Below are 21,537 nucleotides of genomic sequence, written 5' to 3'. Positions count from 1 at the left end.
GACCTGTCGGTCCCGGCGGCCCTCCGCCATGTCTCCCGGGGGGTCAGCGCCCGCCGGCCCCGGCGCCGTTCCCGGCACCGTCCTTGTCCTTGTCCTTCACGCCCTCGGCGGGCACGTCGTCCGCGATGGCCTCCGCGTCACCCGGAGCGGCGTCCCCGGCCGACGCGCCGTCGACGTCCTCCGCGGCCTTGTCGGCCTCGCCCGCGGCGGGACCGGCCTTCTCGCCGTCCACGGCCTTCCTCGGCTCGACGGTCTCCTCGCGGCCGGGGCGCACCTTCGCCGAGATCACGATGTAGGCGACGGCCAGCAGGCCCACGATGATCGCGGTCCACACGTTCAGCCGCAGGCCGAGGATGTGGTGGGCCTCGTCCACGCGCATGTACTCGATCCAGCCCCGGCCGGCGCAGTACGCGGCGACGTAGAGCGCGAAGGCGCGGCCGTGGCCGAGCGTGAAGCGGCGGTCGGCCCAGATGACGAGGAGCGCGACGCCGATGCACCACAGCGACTCGTAGAGGAAGGTCGGGTGGTAGACGCCCTCGACCCGGTTGGCGCCGGCGCTGATCTCCAGGCCCCACGGCAGGTCGGTCGGCTTGCCGTACAGCTCCTGGTTGAACCAGTTGCCCCAGCGGCCGACGGCCTGGGCGAGGGCGATGCCGGGCGCGATGGCGTCCGCGTAGGCGGGGAGCGGGATGCCGCGGCGGCGGCAGCCGATCCAGGCGCCGACGGCACCGAGCGCGATGGCGCCCCAGATGCCGAGGCCGCCCTCCCAGATCTTGAAGGCGTCGACCCAGTTCTCACCCTCGCTGAAGTACAGCTGGTAGTCGGTGATCACGTGGTAGAGCCGGCCGCCGACGAGGCCGAAGGGCACGGCCCAGACGGCGATGTCGGCCACGGTGCCGGCAGTGCCGCCCCGGGCGATCCAGCGCTTGTTGCCGAGCCAGACGGCGACGAAGACACCGATGATGATGCAGAAGGCATAGCCGCGCAGCGGGATCGGTCCGAGGTGGATCACGCCGGTCGACGGGCTGGGAATGAAGGCAAGGTCCATGGCAGGACCGACGCTACCTTGCCGGGCGGGCCGTACGGCAGCCAGCCCGGCAACTTCTCCGTAACGCCGTCGGGAACCACTCCGGCGCTCAGCGGCCGGCGGCGGCCCCGGCGCCCGGGGATCCGGCGGCCGGGGAGGCGGTGCCGGCCTTCTTGCCCTTGTTGGCCTCGGCGACCCACTTCTTCAGGTTCTCCACGGAGATCTGCTCGTCCCCCTTCTTCGGGAAGATCGATTCTCCGTTGAGCAGCACGGACGGCGTGCCGGTGAACTCGCTGCTGCGGAAGGCGTCGTTCGACTTCTTGACCCAGCCGTCGTGCGTGCCGTCCTCGACGCAGCTGCGGAAGGCGGGCGTGTCGAGCCCGGGGACCTTCGCGGCGAGCTCGACGAGCTTGGCGTTGTCGGCGTAGGCGTCGTCGGTCTCCTGCGGCTGGTTCACGTACAGCGCGTCGTGGTACGCGGTGAACTTCCCGGCGTCCTGGGCGCAGGCGGCGGCGTTCGCGGCGCGCAGCGAGCCGCTGCCGCCCAGGTTGCCGTCGATGAGGGTGGCGAGGTGGTACTCGGCCTTGACCGCGCCGGAGGCCTCCAGTTCGTGGATCGTGTCCCGGAAGAAGTTCTCGAACTGGGCGCACGCGGGGCAGCGGAAGTCCTCCCAGACGGCGAGCGTGGACGGGGCGTCCGGTCTGCCCTGGGGAATGGCGGGCTTGTCGCCGCCGACGGCGCCGGCCGGCGCGACGACGGGTCCGGCCTTGTCCGAGCTGTCCTTGCCTCCGCTGTTGGCCGCGATCACGCCGACGACCGCGGCCAGGCCGAGGACGCCGACCACCGCCGCCGACACGATGAGGACGCGGCGCTGCTTCTCGCGGGCCTTCTCGCGCTCGCGCTGCTGCTGGAGGCGCTCCCGCGCGCTCCGGTTACCGTCACGGTTCTTCTCGCTCACGCCCACGAGAACGAACCGGGGAGGCACGCGCGTGCCTCCCCGGTCCCGAATCCACCCGTATGGGTTACTTCCTGCGGCGGACTCCCTCGGCGAGTTCGGCCGCCAGTTCCCTTACGGCGCCGAGCGCGGCCGCCTCGTCGCCGCCCGCGTCGAGGATCCGCTTGACGAAGGCGGACCCGACGATGACGCCGTCGGCGAAGCCGGCGACCTCCTCGGCCTGGGTGGCGTTGGAGACGCCGAGGCCCACGCAGACGGGCAGCTCGCTGGTGGCCCGGGTGCGGCGGACCAGGTCGGCGGCCTGTTCGCCGACCGACTCGCGGGTGCCGGTGACGCCCATCAGGGAAGCGGCGTAGACGAAGCCGGAACCGGCCGCGGTGATGGTGGCCAGGCGCTCGTCCCTGCTGCTGGGGGCGACGACGAAGACGGTGGCGAGACCGTGCTTGTCGGCGTGCTCCCGCCACACGGCGGACTCCTGCACCGGCAGGTCGGGCAGGATGCAGCCCGCGCCGCCGGCCGCGGCGAGCTCCTCGGTGAAGCGCTCGATGCCGTACCGGTCGATGGGGTTCCAGTACGTCATGACGAGGACCGGCTTGCCGGTGGCCGCGTGGGCCTCCTTGACCGTGCGCATCACGTCGGCGATCTTCACGCCGCCGCGCAGCGCGATGTCGTCGGCGGTCTGGATGACCGGGCCGTCGAGGACCGGGTCGCTGTGGGGCAGGCCGACCTCGACGACGTCGGCGCCGCCGTCGAAGACCGCCTTGATCGCGGCGATGCCGCCGTCGACGGTCGGGAAGCCGGCCGGCAGGTACGCGATGAGCGCGGCGCGGTTCTCGGCCTTCGCCTTGGCGAGGGTGTCGCTGAGCAGCTGGATGTTGCCGGTCGTCACTGGGAGCCCCCCTCGGCGCCGTTGTCGTAAAGGCCGAAATAGCGGGCGGCGGTGTCCATGTCCTTGTCGCCGCGCCCGGAGAGGTTCACGACGAGCAGCCCGTCCCTGCCGAGCTCCTTGCCGACCTCCAGCGCCCCGGCGAGGGCGTGCGCCGACTCGATGGCCGGGATGATGCCCTCGGTACGGGAGAGCAGGCGCAGTGCCTGCATGGCGGCGTCGTCGGTGACGGCCCGGTACTCGCCGCGGCCGCTGTCCTTGAGGAAGGCGTGCTCGGGGCCGATGCCGGGGTAGTCGAGGCCGGCCGAGATCGAGTACGGCTCGGTGATCTGCCCCTCCTCGTCCTGGAGGACGTAGCTCCTGGACCCGTGGAGGATGCCGGGCTCGCCGGCGGTGAGCGTCGCGGCGTGCTCGCCGGTCTCGACGCCGTGGCCGGCCGGCTCGCAGCCGATCAGCCGGACGGAGGAGTCCGGGATGAAGGCGTGGAACAGGCCGATGGCGTTGGATCCGCCGCCGACGCAGGCGACGGCCGCGTCGGGCAGGCGTCCGGCGCGCTCGAGGATCTGCCGGCGGGCCTCGACACCGATGACGCGGTGGAAGTCGCGGACCATGGCGGGGAAGGGGTGCGGTCCCGCGACGGTGCCGAAGAGGTAGTGGGTGTTGTCGACGTTGGCGACCCAGTCGCGGAACGCCTCGTTGATGGCGTCCTTGAGGGTGCGGCTGCCGGACTTCACGGCGATGACCTCGGCGCCGAGCATGCGCATGCGGGCGACGTTGAGGGCCTGCCGCTGGGTGTCGATCTCGCCCATGTAGATGGTGCAGTCGAGGCCGAACAGGGCGCAGGCGGTGGCGGTGGCGACACCGTGCTGCCCGGCGCCGGTCTCCGCGATGACCCGGGTCTTGCCCATGCGCCTGGTGAGCAGGGCCTGACCGAGCACGTTGTTGATCTTGTGCGAGCCGGTGTGGTTGAGGTCCTCGCGCTTGAGGAAGACCCGGGCGCCTCCGGCGTGCTCGGCGAACCTCGGGACCTCGGTGAGGGCGGAGGGGCGGCCGGTGTAGTTCACCATCAGGTCGTTGAGCTCGCGCGCGAACTCGGGGTCGTGCTTGGCCTTGTCGTACTCGACGGCGACCTCGTCGACGGCGGCGACGAGGGCCTCCGGGATGAACTTGCCGCCGTAGGCACCGAAGTACCCCTCGGCGGACGGGACCTGACCCTCCGGGTCGGGAATGAAGAACTCGCTGGACATGCGGTTGCTCCTCGCGGGGCGGATGGGCCCCGATGACGTGCGGTTGGTGGTCACGTTATGCGCGCGTGCCCCTCACGTACGGCAACCCGTCGGGCGTCCGCCCCTCCGTCACGGGCAGTCGTTCCGCTGGGGGTCCCCCCTGGACGAAGTCCTTGGGGGAGGAACGGCTGGGCACGACGGACGGCGCCCCTTGCCGGGCCAGGCTTCCGCGCCTGGACGGTCACGCGTGGGGAAGGCCCGCACGGGGGCGGGCCGCCGTGGCATGACGGCGCGGGCCGACGCGGGCCGGCGAGAGGTGCGGGCCGGTTCGGGCTGCGAGGTGTCAGGAAACGCGCGCTGAGCGCGGGCGCCATCGCATGCCGTTGACCTGGCCCGGCTCGTCGCCGATCACATAACGCACCCGGCGCCCGTGCACACGGCGCGCCGGCGCGCGGCAGCCGCGTGGGCGGCAGCCGCGGGCGAGCGGGGCGTGGGCGGGCACGGAGGCGGTACGGAGCAGGGTGCGGCGCCCGGGCGCGGCACCCACCGCCGACGGCGCGCCGACCGCGCCCCGGGCATCGGGGCCCGGGACGTGCGGCGGCGTGTCGTGGCGGAGGGTCATGGCCCGGTCAGCCCCTGCCGTGGCGCAGGGCCGGGTGGGCGCCGGCGGCGACCAGGTCGGCGACGGCGGCCTTCGGGTCGCGGCCGGTGACCAGGGACTCGCCGACCAGGACCGCGTCGGCGCCGGCGTTGGCGTACGCGATCAGGTCGTGCGGGCCGCGGACACCGGACTCGGCGACCTTGACGATGCCGGCCGGGATCTCGGGCCCGACGCGCTCGAAGGTGGAGCGGTCGACCTTGAGGGTCTTGAGGTTGCGGGCGTTGACGCCGATGATGCGGGCGCCCGCATCGACGGCCCGCTCGACCTCTTCCTCGTCGTGGACCTCGACCAGCGGGGTCAGGCCGATGGACTCGGCCCGCTCGATGAGGGAGACCAGCGCCTCCTGCTCCAAGGCGGCGACGATCAGCAGCGCGAGGTCCGCGCCGTAGGCCCGGGCCTCCCACAGCTGGTAGGCGGTGACGATGAAGTCCTTGCGCAGGACGGGGATGTCGACCCTGGCGCGGACCGCCTCCAGGTCCGCGAGCGAGCCTCCGAAGCGGCGCTGCTCGGTGAGGACGGAGATGACGGCGGCGCCACCCGCCTCGTAGTCGGCGGCGAGACCGGCCGGGTCGGCGATGGCGGCGAGCGCGCCCTTGGACGGGCTGGAGCGCTTGACCTCGCAGATCACCTTGACGCCGTCACCGCGCAGCGCGGCGACACCGTCCTTGGCCTGCGGGGCCTTTGCGGCGCGCTCCTTGAGCTCGTCGAGGGAGACCCGCGCCTGCCGCTCTGCGAGGTCGGCGCGCACGCCTTCGATGATCTCGTCGAGCACACTCACGCGAGAGGCCCCCTTCCGGGATTCGATGAACACGGTTCAGCCACGTCGATGGTATCCGCAGGTGGGCCGCTGACCCGCATCGGTCGGCGTCGCGTCCCATCTGCTGGGACTTCGGGCGGGTTCACGGGGCGAGCGCGGAGCCGAAGGGAAGGTTCCGGACGAGCGTGAACAGGGCGAGAACGCCGCCGACGCCCCACCACAGGACCGGGGAGACCGCCACGCGCATGGGGAGCCCGCGGACGGCACGAACCAGCCAGAGCGCCATGACGACGGCGAAGACGCCGTAGCCGATGACGGCGAGGGCGTTCGCGCCGAGGGCGGCGCCCAGGTCGCCGTGGACGAAGGCGTGGGCGCTGCGCAGTCCGCCGCAGCCGGGGCAGTAGACGCCGGTGAAGCGCAGCAGCGGGCAGACGGGGTAGTGGCCGGGTTCGTTGGGGTCGACGGTCCCGACGTACGCGAAGGCGGCGGCGACCGCGGCGAGCGTGCCCAGCGGCGCGAGAAGCCGCCGGGCGAGCGGCCGCGGCGGCGGGAACGGGGGCGGCGCGTACGGCCCGTACGCGCCGTGGCCGGTGTGCTCGGGCTCGGTCACGGCTCCCGCCGTGGGGTTCGGGTCCACCCGGTGATTCTCGCCCGTACGGCACGAAGGCGCAGCCCCGCGTCGCGGGACTGCGCCTTCGTGGTGAACCGGGGCCGGGTGATCAGGCGCCGGCCCGCTCGAGCGCGCTGCGCGTGGCGGCCTCGCGGGCGGCCACGACGTCGGCGGATTCCTTCGGCATGCCCATGCCCGCGATCTTCATCGCGCCGCCGACGACACCGCCGAGGAGGATGACACCGATGCCGGCCCAGAAACCGGGCACGTTGGCGGCCACCATGAAGACTCCGGCGATGCAGAAGCCGATGAAGGAGATGATGACACCGGTCCAGGCGGCCGGGGTGTGTCCGTGGGCGCTGCCCGCCATGAGTTGCTCCTCGTTGGTGTTGCTCGGTGGTGACGCCTCATTCTTCCGTACATGCGGGCGCCGTGATGCATCGGGGGTGCCCGAACGATCACGCGTCGCGGTCACGTCGTGGTCACGTCGCCGTCACCGTACCGGGAGGAGGCCGGCTCAGCCTCCGTGCGTCGGGTCCTCGCCGCGGTCGAGGGCCTTCCAGAGGTCCTCGGGACGGTCCGGGTCGACGGCCGCGGGGCGGCGGGCGGCGCGGGGGGCGCCGGAGCGCTCGTAGCGGCCGCCCATGGCGGGCCACGACTTGCCGAAGCGCAGCGCGAAGAGTCCGGCGGCCAGGATGAGGACGGCGCCGGCCGCGGTGACGTACGGCCAGACGGTGTGGCTGAGGCTGCCCACGGCGGCGGCCGTGTTGCCGCTGATCCTGGCGGCCTCGGCGTTCAGCGCGGAGCTGTCGGAGGCGCCGAGGACGGCGGCGAGGGCCGCTCCGGCGCCGCTCAGGGCGAGGAGCGCGGCGACCATGGTGCGGCCGGTGCGGCGGACCGCGAAGACGGCGACGAGCGCGGCGAGGCCGACGATCGCGAGGGCGGTCGGCACGCCGGTGACGGCTCCGCCGTCGGCCTCGACGGGCACGGTGCCGCCGCCGACGGCCGCGGTGCCCTCGGCCCAGATCTGGCCCGCGGAGAGCAGTACGACGGTGGCTCCGAGGGCGCCGAGCAGCAGGGCCGCGGCCAGGCTGCGGCGGGCGCCGGAGGAGGCGGCGCCGCCCGGTCGGGCGGCTCGGGGCTGGGGTACGGGTACAGCACTCACGTACCCCACTATCCCCTACCGGCGCACCGCTCGTTCATCCGGTCGTGTGCATCCGGTTCGCCGTGTGGACGGCGCGGAGCACCGCGGCGGCCTTGTTGCGGCACTCGTTGTCCTCGGCGACCGGGTCGGAGTCGGCGACCACACCCGCTCCGGCCTGCACGTACGCGGTGCCGTCGCGCAGCAGCGCGGTGCGGATGGCGATGGCGGTGTCGGAGTCGCCGGCGAAGTCGAGATAGCCGACGCATCCGCCGTAGAGGCCGCGGCGCGAGGGCTCCAGTTCCTCGATGATCTGCATGGCGCGGGGCTTCGGCGCGCCGGAGAGGGTGCCGGCCGGGAAGCAGGCGGTGAGGACGTCGAAGGCCGTCCTGCCCTCGGCGACCTTGCCCGTCACCGTCGAGACGATGTGCATGACGTGCGAGTAGCGCTCGATCGACATGAAGTCGACGACCTCGACGGAGCCGGGTTCGCAGACCCGGCCGAGGTCGTTGCGGCCGAGGTCGACGAGCATGAGGTGCTCGGCCCGCTCCTTGGGGTCGGCGAGCAGTTCCTCGGCGAGGTCGTGGTCCTCCTGCGGCGTGGCGCCGCGGTGCCGGGTGCCGGCGATGGGGTGGAGCATGGCGTGCCCGTCCTCGACCTTGACCAGGGCCTCGGGCGAGGAGCCGACGACGTCGAAGCCGTTGTCGAAGCGGAACAGGTACATGTACGGGGACGGGTTGGTGGCCCGGAGCACCCGGTAGACGTCCAGGGCGGAGGCCGAGCAGGGGGTCTCGAAGCGCTGGGAGGGCACGACCTGGAAGGCCTCGCCCGCCCGGATGCGCTCCTTGATGTCCTCGACGGCGTCCTGGTAGGCGGGGCCGCCCCAGAGGGCCGTGTACTCGGGGAGGGCGGACTCCGGAAGGGCGGCGGGGGTGGTGGCGACGGGGCGGGCCAGGTCGGCCTCCATCGCGTCGAGGCGGGCGACGGCTCCCGCGTGCGCCTCGTCGACGCCGGTGTCCAGGTCGTTGTGGTTGATCGCGTTGGCGATCAGCAGCACCGTGCCGTCCCAGTGGTCGAGGACGGCGAGGTCGCTGGTGAGCAGCATGGTGAGCTCGGGCAGCTTCAGGTCGTCGCGGCCGTGCTCGCCGATGCGCTCCAGGCGGCGGACGATGTCGTAGCCGAGGTAGCCGACCATGCCGCCGGTGAACGGCGGCATGCCGGACGCGAGGTCGCGCGGGGTGTGCAGGGTCTCGACGGTGGCGCGCAGGGCGGCCAGCGGGTCGCCGTCGACGGGGACGCCGACGGGCGGCGTGCCGAGCCAGTGGGCCTCGCCGTCCTTCACCGTCAGCGTGGCGTCGCTGCGCACGCCGATGAAGGAGTAGCGGGACCAGCTGCGGCCGTTCTCCGCGGATTCGAGGAGGAAGGTGCCGGGGCGTTCGGCGGCGAGCTTGCGGTAGAGCCCGACCGGGGTGTCGCCGTCCGCGAGGAGCCTGCGGCTGACGGGGATGACGCGGCGGTCGGCCGCCAGCTTGCGGAAGGTCTCGAGATCCATGGCGCCAGACCCTACTCGGCCGCGAGGAGGACGTCGGCGTCGAAGCAGGTCCGGGCGCCGGTGTGGCAGGCGGCGCCGACCTGGTCGACCTTGACGAGGAGGGTGTCGGCGTCGCAGTCGAGGGCGACCGACCTGACGTGCTGCACGTGGCCCGACGTGTCGCCCTTGACCCAGTACTCCTGGCGGCTGCGGGACCAGTAGGTGGCCCGGCCGGTGGTCAGGGTGCGGTGCAGGGCCTCGTCGTCCATCCAGCCGAGCATGAGCACCTCGCCGGTGTCGTACTGCTGGGCGATGGCGGGGACCAGTCCGTCGGGGCTGCGCTTGAGGCGGGCGGCGACGGCCGGGTCGAGGTCGCTGGGGGTCCGGGGCGTGGTGCTCATGGCGCCATTGTGCCGTGACCGGGGGTGCCGTCCGGCGGTGCGTCCACTGGGCGGACCGGCGGCCGCGGTCGTACGCTGGCGGGCATGTCGACCCATGCCAAGCGTGAACGGCTTCTGCTCGCGGACCTGTTGGAGGCGGCCGGCCCGGACGCCCCGACGCTGTGCGAGGGCTGGCGGACCAGAGACCTGGCGGCGCACGTGGTGGTGCGGGAGCGCCGCCCGGACGCGGCGGCGGGTTCGCTCGTCCCGGTGCTGAAGAGCCGGCTGGACCGGGTGACGGCGGAGTTCACCGAGAAGCCGTACGAGGAGCTGGTCCAGCTCATCCGTACGGGGCCGCCCCGGCTGTCCCCGTTCACCGTCAAGCAGGTGGACGAGGCCGCGAACGTGGTCGAGTTCTACGTGCACGCCGAGGACGTGCGCCGGGCGCAGCCGGACTGGTCGCCGCGGGAGCTGGACCCGGTCTTCGCGGACACCCTGTGGTCCCGGCTGGAGAAGTCGGCGCGGCTGGTGGGCCGCAAGGCCCCGGTGGGTCTGGTGCTGCGCCGCCCGGACGGGCGGACGGTGGTCGCGCGCCGCGGCACCCCGGTGGTGACGGTGTCCGGGGAGCCGGGCGAGCTCCTCATGTTCCTGTTCGGGCGGCAGGACGCGGCGAAGGTGGCGCTGGACGGCGAGCAGCAGGCCGTGGACCGGCTGCACGAGACGAAGCAGCTGGGGATCTGAGCCGGGGCTACTCCGGCAGTTCGGCGCGGCGCAGCGCCGGGACGGCGAGGCCGTAGACACCGCTGAGGGCGCAGACGGCGGCGCTCGCGACGAAGACCGGGCCCGTGCCCCACAGGCCGATGGCCGCGCCGGTGAGCGGGAAGCTCAGCGGGGCGATGCCGAGGCTGCCGAGTGCGGCGACGGAGCTCACCCGGCCCAGATAGGCGGGGTCGCACGCGGTCTGGATGACGGCGTTGCACAGGACGCCGGAGAGTCCGGCGAGCAGGCCGATGGACAGCGCGACGAGGACGGCGGCGGGCAGCCGGGGCACGTGGGCGAGCGCCGCGATCGAGCCGGCTCCGGCGACCATGGTCAGGCCCTGGACGAGACCGGCCCGGGACACCCGACCCCTGACGGTCAGCAGCAGGGAGGCGGCGCCCGCGCCCGCGCCGAAACCGGCGAGGATCCAGCCGATGCCGGGGGCGCCCCAGCCGCGCTGCTCGGAGAGGATCGCGAGGCCGACGTTGAGCGGGCCGACGAAGCCGAGGTCGCTGAGCAGGACCACGATCATCGCCGGGCCGAGCACCTTGTGGCCGCGGAGGTAGCGCAGGCCGTCGGCGAGGTCGCGCAGGGCGGTGCCCTTGCGCGGGGCGGTGGAGTCCTCGCCGGGCAGCGTGCGGAGCCTCAGCGTCCAGAGCAGCGGCAGGGAGAGGGCGAAGAGCGCTCCGGCGAGGGCGAAGGCCCCCGCGGAGCCGCTGACGGCGACGGCGAGGCCGCCGAGCGGGCCGCCGAGGACGGCGCCGACGCGGTGGGCGATGCCGCGCATGCCCTGGACGCGGGCGAGCTGGTCGCGCTCGGCGATGCGGGGCGGGAGGGCGCCGACCGCCGGGAGGAAGAGGGCGTCCACGGTGCCGAAGACGAGGGCGACGGCGGCGAGGATCCACAGGCCGGGCGAGGCGAGGAGGAGGACGGCGGCGAGGCCGAGCGTGACGGCGCAGCGGACGGTGTCGGAGACGAGGACGACCCGGCGCGGGCCGAGCCGGTCGGCGACCACTCCCCCGACGAGCATGAGCAGGGCGCGGGGCACGGCGGAGACGGCGGTGACGAGACCGGCCTGTGCGGGGGTGCCGCTGCTGACGGCGGCCCAGGACAGGGAGAGGTAGAAGACGCTGTCGCCGAGCGTGGAGGCGGTGAAGGCGCCGAGCCAGCGCAGGACCCGGGGGTCGCGGTGGGCGGGACGGGCGACGGGCGCCGGGGCGGTGGCGGGCGGGGCCGCGGATCCGGTCTTGGTGCCGGTCTCGGGCTCGGTGCCGGTGCGAATGTCGGCCGCGGCCTCGGGCTTGGTGCCGGTCTCAGGCATCGCGGTCAGCCCCGGTACGGGAAGCCGTGGAGGTGGACGGCGACGTTCTCGCGGCCCTCGGTGTCGCCGGCGGCCTCGGCGGCGCGGGCGGCCTGGTCGTACTTCCTGAGGACGGCTTCGAGCTCCTCGCCGAGCGCGGCGAGTTCGGCGGCGGTGAGGCGGGGCAGCCACTCCGAGCTGATGGACGCGGTGCGCCACTCCTGCGACCAGGTGTGGCGCTCGTCGAGGAAGCGGCGGTGCATCTCGGTGCGCTGTTCGTTGACGGTACGGCCGAAGGCGGCGCTCGCGGCGGCGAGTTCGGGGGCGGCGGCGACGTCCTCCTCGTGGATGCTGAACCCGTACGAGCTGGGCTGCCACCAGCGCTCGCGGCCGTCGGCGGACTGTGCCTCGGCCTCCTCGATGAGGCCGTGCTCGGCGAGCTTGCGCAGGTGGTAGCTGACGAGCGAGACCGCCTCGTCGACCTGGTCGGCGAGCTGCGAGGCGGTGGCGGTGCGGGCGACGAAGAGGGCGCGGTAGAGGCGCATGCGCAGCGGGTGCGCGATGGCCTTGAGGGTGCCGGCGTCGGTGATCCTGCGGTTCTCCTGCGAGGTCATGCCCCGACCGTAGATATGAAAGAAATCTTGCGCAACGGAAATTGCACAAATAATCCTGTGCAACTGGTGACGAAGAAGGGCCCCCGCAGGGGCCCTTCGACGAAGCGGAACGCGGCTCAGCGGACCTCGTGGCCCGCTTCCCGCAGCGTCTGCTTGACCTCGCCGATCCGCAGGTCGCCGAAGTGGAAGACGGAGGCCGCGAGCACCGCGTCCGCGCCTGCCGCGATGGCCGGCGGGAAGTCGGACAGCCTGCCCGCACCGCCTGAGGCGATCACCGGCACGGTCACGTGCTTGCGCACGGCCGCGATCATCTCGGTGTCGTAGCCGTCCTTCGTCCCGTCGGCGTCCATCGAGTTGAGCAGGATCTCCCCCGCGCCGAGCTCGGCGGCCCGGTGCGCCCACTCGACGGCGTCGATGCCGGTGCCCTTGCGGCCGCCGTGCGTCGTCACCTCGAAGGAGCCGGAGGCCGTACGCCGGGCGTCCACCGACAGGACCAGCACCTGGCGGCCGAAGCGCTCCGCGATCTCCTGGATCAGCTCGGGGCGCGCGATGGCGGCCGTGTTCACGCCCACCTTGTCCGCACCGGCCCGCAGCAGCTTGTCGACGTCCTCCGCCGAGCGCACGCCGCCGCCCACGGTGAGCGGGATGAAGACCTGCTCGGCGGTGCGGCGCACCACGTCGTAGGTGGTCTCCCGGTTGCCGGAGGAGGCCGTGATGTCGAGGAAGGTCAGCTCGTCGGCGCCCTCGGCGTCGTACAGCTTGGCCATCTCGACGGGGTCGCCCGCGTCGCGCAGGTTCTGGAAGTTGACTCCCTTGACGACCCGGCCGTTGTCCACGTCCAGGCAGGGGATCACGCGTACGGCGAGGCTCATGACGACGCTCCTCGGTAGGCCTCGAGCTCGACTTCGACGAGGATGCGGGGGTCGACGAAGCCCTCGACGACCATCAGGGTCGTCACGGGGCGCACGTCGCCGAAGACCTCCTGGTGGGCGCGGCCCACGGCGTCGACGTCCCGGGCATGGGTCAGCAGCATCCGGGTGCGGATCACCGTCTCCGGGCCGAGCCCGAACTCGGCGATGGCCTCGAGGGCGGTGGCGAAGGCCACCTTGGCCTGCTCGTAGGGGTCGCCCTCGCCGTACAGCACCGTGCCCTTGAAGGACGTGGTGCCGCCGACGACCACCCGGTCCCCCGCGGCGACGGCCCGGGAGAAGCCGAAGACGTCCTCCCAGGGGCTGCCGCTCCGCACGCGTTCGACGCCGGTCATACGGACGCCACCGCCTCCAGGGCCTCCTCGAGGGTGAAGGCCTTCGCGTAGAGCGCCTTGCCGACGATCGCGCCCTCGACGCCCAGCGGCACGAGCCCGGCCAGGGCCCGCAGGTCGTCCAGCGAGGACACGCCTCCGGAGGCGACGACGGGCTTGTCGGTGGCCGCGCAGACGTTCCGCAGCAGCTCCAGGTTCGGGCCCTGCAGCGTGCCGTCCTTGGCGATGTCGGTGACGACGTAGCGGGCGCAGCCCTCGGAGTCGAGGCGGGCCAGCGTCTCGTAGAGGTCGCCGCCGTCGCGGGTCCAGCCGCGGCCCTTCAGGGTGGTGCCGCGCACGTCCAGACCGACGGCGATCTTGTCGCCGTGCTCGGCGATGACCTTGGCGACCCACTCGGGCGTCTCCAGGGCGGCGGTGCCCAGGTTCACCCGGGTGCAGCCGGTGGCCAGGGCCGCGGCGAGCGAGGCGTCGTCGCGGATGCCGCCCGAGAGCTCGACCTTGATGTCCATCGCTTCGGCCACCTGGCGGACCAGCTCGCGGTTGTCACCGGTGCCGAAGGCGGCGTCCAGGTCGACCAGGTGCAGCCACTCGGCGCCGGAGCGCTGCCAGGCGAGGGCGGCCTCCAGCGGGGAGCCGTAGGAGGTCTCGGTGCCGGACTCGCCGTGCACGAGGCGGACCGCCTGGCCGTCGCGGACGTCGACGGCGGGGAGGAGTTCGAGCACGTTTGCAGTCGACGCTGTCACAGGGTTCCGATCCAGTTGGTGAGGAGCTGGGCGCCGGCGTCGCCGGACTTCTCGGGGTGGAACTGGGTGGCCCACAGGGCACCGTTCTCGACGGCGGCGACGAACGGCTCGCCGTGGGTGGCCCAGGTGACCTTCGGCGCGCGCATGTTCGGGTTGCCGATCTCCAGGGTCCAGTCGCGCACCGCGTAGGAGTGCACGAAGTAGAACCGGGCGTCGGCGTCCAGGCCCGCGAACAGCTCGCTGTCGGCGGGCGCGTCGACCGTGTTCCAGCCCATGTGGGGCACGACGGGCGCGTCGAGCGGCTCGACGGTGCCGGGCCACTCGTCGAGGCCCTCGGTCTCGACGCCGTGCTCGATGCCGCGGGCGAAGAGGATCTGCATGCCGACGCAGATGCCCATGACGGGCCGGCCGCCGGACAGCCGGCGACCGACGATCCAGTCGCCGCGGGCCTCCTTGAGGCCCTGCATGCAGGCGGAGAAGGCGCCGACGCCCGGGACGAGGAGTCCGTCGGCGTTCATCGCCTTCTCGTAGTCGCGGGTGATCTCGACGTCCGCGCCGACCCGGGCGAGCGCCCGCTCGGCGGAGCGCACGTTGCCGAAGCCGTAGTCGAAGACGACGACCTTCTTGGGAGCGCCCGCCGTCATGACCACACGTCCAGACGCAGGACGCCGGCCGACAGACACATCACGGCGCCGATGGAGAGCAGCACGATGAGGCCCTTGGGCATCTGCTGCTTGACGAAGGAGTAGATGCCGCCGAGGAGGAAGAGCCCGACGACGATGAGGACGGTGGAGAGGCCGTTCACGGTTACAGGGCGCCCTTCGTCGACGGGAGGATGCCGGCGGCGCGCGGGTCGCGCTCGGAGGCGTAGCGCAGGGCGCGGGCGAGGGCCTTGAACTGGCACTCGACGATGTGGTGCGCGTTGCGCCCGTACGGGACGTGGACGTGCAGCGCTATCTGCGCCTGGGCGACGAAGGACTCCAGGATGTGCCGGGTCATCGTGGTGTCGTAGGAGCCGATCATCGGCGCCATGTTCTCGGGCTCGGTGTGCACCAGGTAGGGGCGGCCGGAGAGGTCCACGGTGACCTGGGCGAGCGACTCGTCCAGCGGGACGGTGCAGTTGCCGAAGCGGTAGATGCCGACCTTGTCGCCGAGGGCCTGCTTGAAGGCGGCGCCCAGCGCGAGGGCGGTGTCCTCGATGGTGTGGTGCGAGTCGATGTGGAGGTCGCCGTCGGTCTTCACGGTCAGGTCGAAGAGACCGTGCCGGCCGAGCTGGTCGAGCATGTGGTCGTAGAACCCGACCCCGGTCGACACGTCGACCTTTCCGGTGCCGTCGAGGTCGATCTCGACGACGACGGACGTCTCCTTGGTGGTGCGCTCAACGCGGCCTACGCGGCTCATGCGTTCTGCTCCTTCTTCAGCTCACGAACCGCGTCGAGGAACGCGTCGTTCTCTTCGGGGGTGCCGGCGGTGACCCGCAGCCAGCCCGGTACGCCGTTGTCCCGGACCAGGACGCCGCGGTCGAGGATCTTCCGCCAGGCCTCGTGGGAGCCCTCGGCTCCGTCGAAGCGGCCGAACTGGACGAAGTTGGCGTCGGACTCGGTGACCTCGTAGCCGATGGCGCGCAGCTCGGCGACCAGGCGGTCACGCTCGGCCTTGAGCTGCTCGACGTACCCGAGGAGGGTGTCGGTGTGCTCCAGGGCGGCGAGCGCGGTGGCCTGGGTGACGGCGGAGAGGTGGTAGGGCAGGCGGACCAGCTGGACGGCGTCGACCACGGCGGGGTGGGCGGCGAGGTAGCCCAGACGCAGTCCGGCGGCGCCGAAGGCCTTGGACATGGTCCGGGAGATCACCAGGTTCGGGCGGCCCTCGATCAGGGGCAGCAGCGAGTCCCGGTGGCTGAACTCCACGTACGCCTCGTCGACGACCACCAGCGAGGGCTTGGCGGCCTGGGCCGCCTCGTACAGCGCGAGGACGGTCTCCGCCTCGACCGCCGTCCCCGTGGGGTTGTTGGGCGAGGTGACGAAGACGACGTCCGGCGCGTTCTCGGCGATGGCCTGCTCGGCCGCCGCGAGGTCTATGCGGAAGTCCTCGTTGCGCGGGCCGGAGATCCAGCCGGTGCCGGTGCCGCGGGCGATCAGGGCGTGCATCGAGTACGAGGGCTCGAAGCCGATCGCGGTGCGGCCGGGGCCGCCGAAGGTCTGCAGCAGCTGCTGGAGGACCTCGTTGGAGCCGTTGGCGGCCCACACGTTCTCCCGGGCGACCTCGTACCCGGTGGTGCGGGTGAGGTAGCGGGCGAGCTCGGTGCGCAGCTCGACGGCGTCCCGGTCGGGGTAGCGGTTGAGGCCGCGGGCGGCCTCGGCGACCCGCTCCGCGATCCGGGCCACCAGGGGCTCGGGCAGCGGGTAGGGGTTCTCGTTGGTGTTCAGCTGGACGGGCACGTCGAGCTGGGGCGCGCCGTAGGGGGACTTGCCCTTCAGCTCGTCACGGATCGGAAGATCGTCGATCCGGATGGTGTCGTTCTTGTCGGTCACTTGCTCTCCGGCACCTTCCAGCCGAACCTTGCCTTGATCGCGGCGCCGTGCGCCGGGAGGTCCTCCGCCTCGGCGAGGGTCACCACATGGTGGGCGACCTCGGCGAGGGCGTCGCGCGTGTAGTCCACGACGTGGACGCCGCGCAGGAAGGACTGCACGGACAGGCCGGAGGAGTGGCAGGCGCAACCGCCGGTGGGCAGCACGTGGTTGGAGCCCGCGCAGTAGTCGCCGAGCGAGACCGGCGCCCAGGGGCCGACGAAGATCGCGCCCGCGTTGCGGACCCGGTCGGCGACGGCGGCGGCGTCGGCGGTCTGGATCTCCAGGTGCTCGGCGCCGTACGCGTCGACGACCTTGAGGCCGTCGGCGAGGTCCTTGACGAGGACGATCGCGGACTGCTTTCCGGTCAGTGCCGGGACGATCCGGTCGTCGACGTGCCTGGAGGCGGCGACCTGGGTCTTCAGCTCGGCCTCGGTGGCCCCGGCCAGCTCCTCGGAGTCGGTGACGAGGACGGAGGCGGCCATCGGGTCGTGCTCGGCCTGGCTGATCAGGTCGGCGGCGACGTGGACCGGGTCGGCCGTGGAGTCCGCGAGGATCGCGATCTCGGTCGGTCCGGCCTCGGCGTCGATGCCGATGCGGCCCTTGAGGAGGCGCTTGGCGGCGGCGACGTAGATGTTGCCGGGGCCGGTGACCAGGTTGACGGGGGCGCAGCCCTCGGGGCCGTCGGTGCCGTAGGCGAACATGGCGATGGCCTGGGCGCCGCCGGCCGCGTAGACCTCGTCGACGCCGAGGAGGGCGCAGGCGGCGAGGATCGTCGGGTGCGGCAGCCCGCCGAACTCCCTCTGCGGGGGCGAGGCCACGGCGAGGCCCTCGACGCCGGCCTCCTGGGCCGGGACGACGTTCATCACGACGGATGACGGGTAGACCGAGCGGCCGCCCGGCACGTACAGGCCGACGCGCTCGACGGGGATCCACTTCTCGGTGACGGTGCCGCCGGGCACGACCTGGGTGGTGTGGGTGGTGCGACGCTGCTCGCGGTGGACGAGACGGGCGCGGCGGATGGACTCCTCGAGGGCCGCGCGGACGGCCGGGTCGAGCTCGTCGAGGGCGCGGGTGATCGCCTCGGCGGGGACGCGCAGGCCCGGGACGCGGACGCCGTCGAATTTCTCCCCGTAGTCGATCACGGCCGCCGCGCCATGATGCCGGACGTCCTCGCAGATCGGCCGCACCTTCTCCAGGGCGGCTTCCACGTCGAACTCGGCACGGGGCAGCAGGTCACGCAGGGCGGAACCCTCGGGGAGGGCCTCGCCGCGCAGATCGATTCGAGAGATCACGGGTCAATTCTCTCAGACGGCCCACGGCGTCGGACGCCCGTATCACTGGCTGATACGGGCCACTCTGGCGTCTTGTCGCCACTCCTGACCGTTAGCGTTCAGTCCGTCACTCAGCGGGAAGAACGGCTGTACGAATCCGGGGAAACGGAATCGTGGGAAGCGAGGGGGCGGCAGTGACCGAGCCGCGCGAGGACGACGGGATGCCCGAGGACCTGACCCGGCCGGAGCGGGCCATGTGGAGGGCGTTCCGGGTGGGCGGGACCTGTGACCTGAGGGAGGGGGTCGCCGAGCGGGACGATCCGTTCGCGCTGCGGACGGCGTGGGGGCCGGAGCGCAGTGTCCGGGCGGAGATCGTGGCGCTGCTGCTGCTCGACGGGCCGCCGGCCGTGTCCGGGCGGGTCGCGGCGCTGAAGCTGCGCGGGGCGCGGATCACCGGGGTGCTGTATCTCGCCGGCGGCACGATAGGGCCGTACGTGGAGCTGCACGGCTGCCGTTTCGACGGCGAGGTGGTGCTTCCCGAGGCCCGTTTCGGGACGCTGCGGATGGTGGAGTGCGCGATACCGCGCCTGGAGGCGGCGCGGCTGCACACCGAGGGCGACCTCCATCTGCCGCGCTGCCGGGTCGAGCGGGGCATCCGGCTGACGGACGCGCAGATCGGCACGGACCTGCTGATCAACCAGATCCGGGTGTGGCCGGACCGCCGCGGCCGGGCGATCACGGCGGACGGCATGGTGGTCGCACAGGACCTCCAGGCCGAGCTGATCGAGACGTACGGCGAGCTGAGCCTGCGCGGCGCGAAGGTCGGCGTGTCGCTGAGCCTGCGGGGCAGCGTGCTGCGCGGCGCCCAGCAGCGCCGCGCGCTGAACGCGCCGCAGCTCACGGTGGAGCGCACGCTCTACCTGAACGCGGCCTGGGTCTACGAGACCTCGGGGCACGCGACGGCCACCCCGCCCTACGGGGTGACGCCGGCGCAGGGTGCGCGGCGCAAGCCGGTCGAGTGCCACGGCGGGGTGCGCCTGGACGACGGCCGCTTCGGCGACTCGGTCGACCTGCACTACGCCCGGTTCGTGCTCGACGGCTCGCGCCGGGAGGAGCTGTCGCTGCGCCGGATCGTCACCCCGGAGCTGCGCTTCAACGGGGAGCGCCCCGAGGAGGGCCGGGTGGTGCTCAACGGGGCGAAGGTGGTGACGCTCATCGACCTCGCCAGCAGCTGGCCCGGTCCGGGCGGGCTCGCGATGGGCGGGTTCGTCTACGAGAACCTGGTGCCGTACGGGCACTTCCCGCTGGCCCGGCGCCTGGAGTGGGTCGCGGCGGCCACTCCGGAGTACGCGCCGGAGCCGTACGAGCGCCTGGCGACGGTGCTGCGCAGCAGCGGGGAGGACGCCGACGCCCGTGAGGTGCTGCTCGCCAAGCAGCGGAGGCGCCGGGAGACGCTGCCGGTGGCCGGGAAGCTGTGGGGCTGGGTCCAGGACCTGACGGTGGCGTACGGCTACCGTCCCGGCCGGGCGGCGCTGTGGATGGCCGTCCTGTGGGCGGCGGGCACGGTGGCCTTCTCGCGTTACGACGCGGTGCCGCTGAAGCCGGGCGAGTCGCCGCACTGGAACGCCACGCTGTACGCGCTCGACCTGCTGCTTCCGGTGATCGACCTGGGACAGGTGGGCTACTGGCGGCTGGAGGGCTTCTGGCAGTGGGCGTCCACGGCGCTGATCCTGCTGGGCTGGGTGCTCGCGACGACGGTGGCGGCGGGCGCGTCGCGGCTGCTGCGCAGGGGCTGACGGCCGCGCCGGGGCTGCCCGCGCGCAGGGGCTGACGGCCGCGCCGGGGCTGCGGGTCGCGCAGGGCTGGCGGCTTCCGGTTGTGCGGACGGGGGGGTGGTGCGAGCACCGATTCGCCCCTTTCTTTACGGTGTCTTGACCCCCGTCAGCACAACCTTCCCGCCGCCACCAAAGCTTCACAGTCCCCCTCTGGCGCGGCCCTCACCTGCGGTTTTCAATGTTTCGCACCATGTCACTGCTCCGCGCCCTGATCGGCACCACCCGCATGGTCCGGCACGCCCCGCGGCTCGCCGCCGCCCTGGCGCCGGACGACGACGTGCTGCTCGACGCGCCGGACGGGCGGCTCGCCCCGGCGCTGGTGGCCGCCGCCCTCGCCGACCCGGAGCCGGCGGCCAAGCTGCTCGCCACCACGCGGGACGCCGCCGAGTGGGAGGACCGGGACCGCTACGTCACGCGCCTGAGCGCCTTCGCGTACCGCAGGGACGGCTGGCTCGAACACTGGCTGTCGACCGCGCCGCGCGACCCGGACGCCCTGCTCGTCAAGGCGCAGCTGGCGGTCCGCCGCGCCTGGGGGTCGCCGGCCAGGGCCGAGCGGCTGCGCGAGCTCGGGCCGCTGATCGAGGCGGCGGCCGAGGCCGCGCCGCGCGACCCGGTGCCGTGGCGGCTCGCCCTGGACCACGCGCGCGGCACCCACGCCGGGCACACGGTCTTCGAGACGCTGTGGGAGCAGGCCGTGCGCCGTGCCCCGCACCACTACGCCAGCCACGTGGCCGCGCTGAAGTACCTGTCGGCGCAGTGGTACGGCTCGCACCGCGAGTGCTTCGACTTCGCCGAGCAGGCCGCGGAGGACGCGCTGCCCGGCTCGCTCGCGCAGGCCCTGCCGGTGCGGGCGGCCTTCGCCCAACTGCTCGCGGGGCCCGGGCCCGAGCACGGCGTGCCGGCCGACCGGATCGACGCGGCGGCCGACCGGGCCCTCGCGCTGTCGGCGGAGTACCCCGCGGGCGACCTGTGGCCGGCCGAGGTGCGCAACCTCCTGGTGCACGTCCTGGTGGCGCGCGGCCGCTGGCACGACGCCCTGGCGGAGTTCGGCCGGATCGGGCCGCAGGCCACCACGTTCCCGTGGACGCTGGTCGCCGAGGACCCGCTGCGCGGCTTCCTGGACGCACGCGCCCTCACCGTCCGGGAGGTGGCGCGCCGCACCCCGCTGAGCGCCGCGGCCGGACGGCCGCCGGAGGTCCTTCCGGCGGTTGCGGGACGGGCCGACGGGGGCGGGCCCGGCGGCCATTACGCTTGACCGCTGTGACCACCGCCCGCCTGCCTCTCTTCCCGCTGAACACGGTGCTGTTCCCGGGACTCGTGCTGCCGCTGAACGTCTTCGAGGAGCGTTATCGCGCCATGATGCGCGAGCTGCTCCGCACGGACGAGTCCGAGCCGCGGCGCTTCGCCGTCGTGGCGATCCGCGACGGCCGTGAGGTCGCGCCGACGGCACCGGGCCTGCCGGACCAGACGGCGCTGCCGGAGAAGGGCCCCGCGGCCGGTTTCGGGCCGGACCCGATCCAGGCCTTCCACCGGGTCGGCTGTGTGGCCGACGCGGCGTCGATCCGGCAGCGCGCCGACGGCGGCTTCGAGGTGATGGTCACCGGGACCGTCCGCGTGAAGCTGCTGTCCGTCGACGCGAGCGGCCCGTTCCTCACCGCGGAGGTCCAGGAGATCCCCGAGGAACGGGGCGAGGACGCGGACGCGCTGGCCGAGGGCGTGCTGCGCGCCTTCCGCTCGTACCAGAAGCGGCTCGCGGGCGCCCGGGAGCGGTCGATGACGACGAGCGAGCTGCCGGACGACCCCTCGGTCGTGTCGTACCTGGTCGCCGCGGCGGCCGTCCTCGACATCCCGGCCAAGCAGCGGCTGCTCCAGGCGCCGGACACGGCGACCCGGCTGCGCGAGGAACTGACCCTGCTCCGCTCGGAGACGGCGGTGCTGCGCCATCTCCCCTCGCTCCCGGCGGTGGAGCTGACCCGCGCACCGACCAGCCCGAACTGAGCGAAGCACCGA

General features: G+C 73.2%; 25 protein-coding genes. 4 read left to right on the top strand and 21 right to left on the bottom strand.

Features of this window, described 5'->3' with window-relative positions:
• Positions 1-43: 43 nt before the first annotated feature.
• The 11 genes from lgt to hisI all read right to left on the bottom strand — a co-directional run bounded on the left by lgt (position 44) and on the right by hisI (position 9,195).
• Entirely contained in the window at positions 44-1,048 is a 1,005-nt protein-coding gene (gene lgt / locus ACFVGS_RS28450) for a prolipoprotein diacylglyceryl transferase (RefSeq protein ID WP_385694410.1), read from the bottom strand.
• A gap of 88 nt (positions 1,049-1,136) precedes the next feature.
• Positions 1,137-1,985, bottom strand: a complete 849-nt coding sequence (locus ACFVGS_RS28445; RefSeq protein ID WP_384422624.1) for a DsbA family protein — start codon at positions 1,983-1,985, stop codon at positions 1,137-1,139.
• Between the two features lie 64 nt (positions 1,986-2,049).
• The gene (gene trpA, locus ACFVGS_RS28440) at positions 2,050-2,871 is read right to left on the bottom strand and encodes a tryptophan synthase subunit alpha (RefSeq protein WP_384422622.1); all 822 of its coding nucleotides are present in this window, start codon (positions 2,869-2,871) and stop codon (positions 2,050-2,052) included.
• Entirely contained in the window at positions 2,868-4,115 is a 1,248-nt protein-coding gene (gene trpB / locus ACFVGS_RS28435) for a tryptophan synthase subunit beta (RefSeq protein WP_384422619.1), read from the bottom strand. The genes trpA and trpB overlap by 4 nt, the downstream gene beginning before the upstream one ends.
• A gap of 322 nt (positions 4,116-4,437) precedes the next feature.
• On the bottom strand, positions 4,438-4,716 hold the full coding sequence (gene trpM / locus ACFVGS_RS28430; protein WP_385694405.1) for a tryptophan biosynthesis modulator TrpM: 279 nt from the start codon (positions 4,714-4,716) through the stop codon (positions 4,438-4,440).
• 7 nt (positions 4,717-4,723) lie between these two features.
• A complete protein-coding gene (trpC, locus tag ACFVGS_RS28425; protein ID WP_384422615.1) occupies positions 4,724-5,533 on the bottom strand; it encodes an indole-3-glycerol phosphate synthase TrpC in 810 nt (269 codons plus the stop codon).
• 121 nt (positions 5,534-5,654) lie between these two features.
• Positions 5,655-6,149: a DUF2752 domain-containing protein gene (locus ACFVGS_RS28420; RefSeq protein WP_385694402.1), complete on the bottom strand. Its 495-nt coding sequence runs from the start codon at positions 6,147-6,149 to the stop codon at positions 5,655-5,657.
• Between the two features lie 82 nt (positions 6,150-6,231).
• Positions 6,232-6,492, bottom strand: a complete 261-nt coding sequence (locus tag ACFVGS_RS28415; RefSeq protein ID WP_384422613.1) for an HGxxPAAW family protein — start codon at positions 6,490-6,492, stop codon at positions 6,232-6,234.
• A 147-nt stretch (positions 6,493-6,639) separates the two neighbouring features.
• Positions 6,640-7,296 carry a TIGR02234 family membrane protein gene (locus ACFVGS_RS28410; protein WP_384422610.1) on the bottom strand — a complete coding sequence of 219 codons (657 nt, stop codon included), beginning with the start codon at positions 7,294-7,296 and terminating at the stop codon, positions 6,640-6,642.
• A 25-nt stretch (positions 7,297-7,321) separates the two neighbouring features.
• Entirely contained in the window at positions 7,322-8,815 is a 1,494-nt protein-coding gene (locus ACFVGS_RS28405) for an anthranilate synthase component I (protein ID WP_385694398.1), read from the bottom strand.
• An 11-nt stretch (positions 8,816-8,826) separates the two neighbouring features.
• Positions 8,827-9,195 carry a phosphoribosyl-AMP cyclohydrolase gene (gene hisI / locus ACFVGS_RS28400; RefSeq protein WP_384422606.1) on the bottom strand — a complete coding sequence of 123 codons (369 nt, stop codon included), beginning with the start codon at positions 9,193-9,195 and terminating at the stop codon, positions 8,827-8,829.
• Positions 9,196-9,279: 84 nt separating this feature from the next.
• Between hisI and ACFVGS_RS28395 the strand changes: the two genes are divergently transcribed.
• The gene (locus tag ACFVGS_RS28395) at positions 9,280-9,915 is read left to right on the top strand and encodes a TIGR03085 family metal-binding protein (RefSeq protein ID WP_384422603.1); all 636 of its coding nucleotides are present in this window, start codon (positions 9,280-9,282) and stop codon (positions 9,913-9,915) included.
• 7 nt (positions 9,916-9,922) lie between these two features.
• On the opposite strand, the gene ACFVGS_RS28390 is transcribed toward ACFVGS_RS28395, so the two are convergent.
• The 10 genes from ACFVGS_RS28390 to hisD all read right to left on the bottom strand — a co-directional run bounded on the left by ACFVGS_RS28390 (position 9,923) and on the right by hisD (position 17,713).
• Complete coding sequence (locus ACFVGS_RS28390; protein ID WP_385694395.1) at positions 9,923-11,254, bottom strand: MFS transporter; 1,332 nt, start codon at positions 11,252-11,254, stop codon at positions 9,923-9,925.
• A gap of 5 nt (positions 11,255-11,259) precedes the next feature.
• Entirely contained in the window at positions 11,260-11,847 is a 588-nt protein-coding gene (locus tag ACFVGS_RS28385) for an ArsR/SmtB family transcription factor (protein WP_384422599.1), read from the bottom strand.
• Between the two features lie 116 nt (positions 11,848-11,963).
• Positions 11,964-12,719, bottom strand: a complete 756-nt coding sequence (gene hisF / locus ACFVGS_RS28380; protein ID WP_384422596.1) for an imidazole glycerol phosphate synthase subunit HisF — start codon at positions 12,717-12,719, stop codon at positions 11,964-11,966.
• On the bottom strand, positions 12,716-13,111 hold the full coding sequence (locus tag ACFVGS_RS28375) for a RidA family protein (protein WP_384422594.1): 396 nt from the start codon (positions 13,109-13,111) through the stop codon (positions 12,716-12,718). Before ACFVGS_RS28375 ends, hisF begins: the two co-directional genes overlap by 4 nt.
• A complete protein-coding gene (gene priA, locus ACFVGS_RS28370) occupies positions 13,108-13,830 on the bottom strand; it encodes a bifunctional 1-(5-phosphoribosyl)-5-((5-phosphoribosylamino)methylideneamino)imidazole-4-carboxamide isomerase/phosphoribosylanthranilate isomerase PriA (RefSeq protein ID WP_384422591.1) in 723 nt (240 codons plus the stop codon). The genes ACFVGS_RS28375 and priA overlap by 4 nt, the downstream gene beginning before the upstream one ends.
• A gap of 17 nt (positions 13,831-13,847) precedes the next feature.
• Positions 13,848-14,495, bottom strand: a complete 648-nt coding sequence (gene hisH, locus ACFVGS_RS28365) for an imidazole glycerol phosphate synthase subunit HisH (RefSeq protein WP_384422589.1) — start codon at positions 14,493-14,495, stop codon at positions 13,848-13,850.
• Complete coding sequence (locus ACFVGS_RS28360) at positions 14,492-14,656, bottom strand: hypothetical protein (RefSeq protein ID WP_370411956.1); 165 nt, start codon at positions 14,654-14,656, stop codon at positions 14,492-14,494. The genes hisH and ACFVGS_RS28360 overlap by 4 nt, the downstream gene beginning before the upstream one ends.
• 2 nt (positions 14,657-14,658) lie before the next feature.
• Positions 14,659-15,252 (bottom strand): imidazoleglycerol-phosphate dehydratase HisB, encoded by a 594-nt coding sequence (gene hisB / locus ACFVGS_RS28355; RefSeq protein ID WP_030492957.1) that lies wholly within the window; start codon positions 15,250-15,252, stop codon positions 14,659-14,661.
• Positions 15,249-16,382, bottom strand: a complete 1,134-nt coding sequence (locus tag ACFVGS_RS28350; protein WP_384422586.1) for a histidinol-phosphate transaminase — start codon at positions 16,380-16,382, stop codon at positions 15,249-15,251. The genes hisB and ACFVGS_RS28350 overlap by 4 nt, the downstream gene beginning before the upstream one ends.
• Positions 16,379-17,713 carry a histidinol dehydrogenase gene (gene hisD / locus ACFVGS_RS28345; RefSeq protein ID WP_385694390.1) on the bottom strand — a complete coding sequence of 445 codons (1,335 nt, stop codon included), beginning with the start codon at positions 17,711-17,713 and terminating at the stop codon, positions 16,379-16,381. Before hisD ends, ACFVGS_RS28350 begins: the two co-directional genes overlap by 4 nt.
• Positions 17,714-17,886: 173 nt before the next feature.
• Here hisD and ACFVGS_RS28340 point away from each other — a divergent pair, with 173 nt between their 5' ends.
• The 3 genes from ACFVGS_RS28340 (at position 17,887) to ACFVGS_RS28330 (ending at position 21,525) form a co-directional block, all read left to right on the top strand.
• Complete coding sequence (locus ACFVGS_RS28340; RefSeq protein WP_385694387.1) at positions 17,887-19,488, top strand: oxidoreductase; 1,602 nt, start codon at positions 17,887-17,889, stop codon at positions 19,486-19,488.
• 217 nt (positions 19,489-19,705) lie between these two features.
• A complete protein-coding gene (locus ACFVGS_RS28335) occupies positions 19,706-20,782 on the top strand; it encodes a hypothetical protein (protein ID WP_385694384.1) in 1,077 nt (358 codons plus the stop codon).
• 5 nt (positions 20,783-20,787) lie between these two features.
• Complete coding sequence (locus tag ACFVGS_RS28330) at positions 20,788-21,525, top strand: LON peptidase substrate-binding domain-containing protein (protein WP_384422575.1); 738 nt, start codon at positions 20,788-20,790, stop codon at positions 21,523-21,525.
• Positions 21,526-21,537 lie beyond the last annotated feature (12 nt).

Origin of the sequence: Streptomyces sp. NPDC127114 (assembly GCF_042677525.1) — a bacterium.
Lineage (GTDB): Bacteria > Actinomycetota > Actinomycetes > Streptomycetales > Streptomycetaceae > Streptomyces.
Note: the sequence above shows the minus strand (reverse complement) of the source record. Positions and strands in the feature narration are given on the sequence as shown.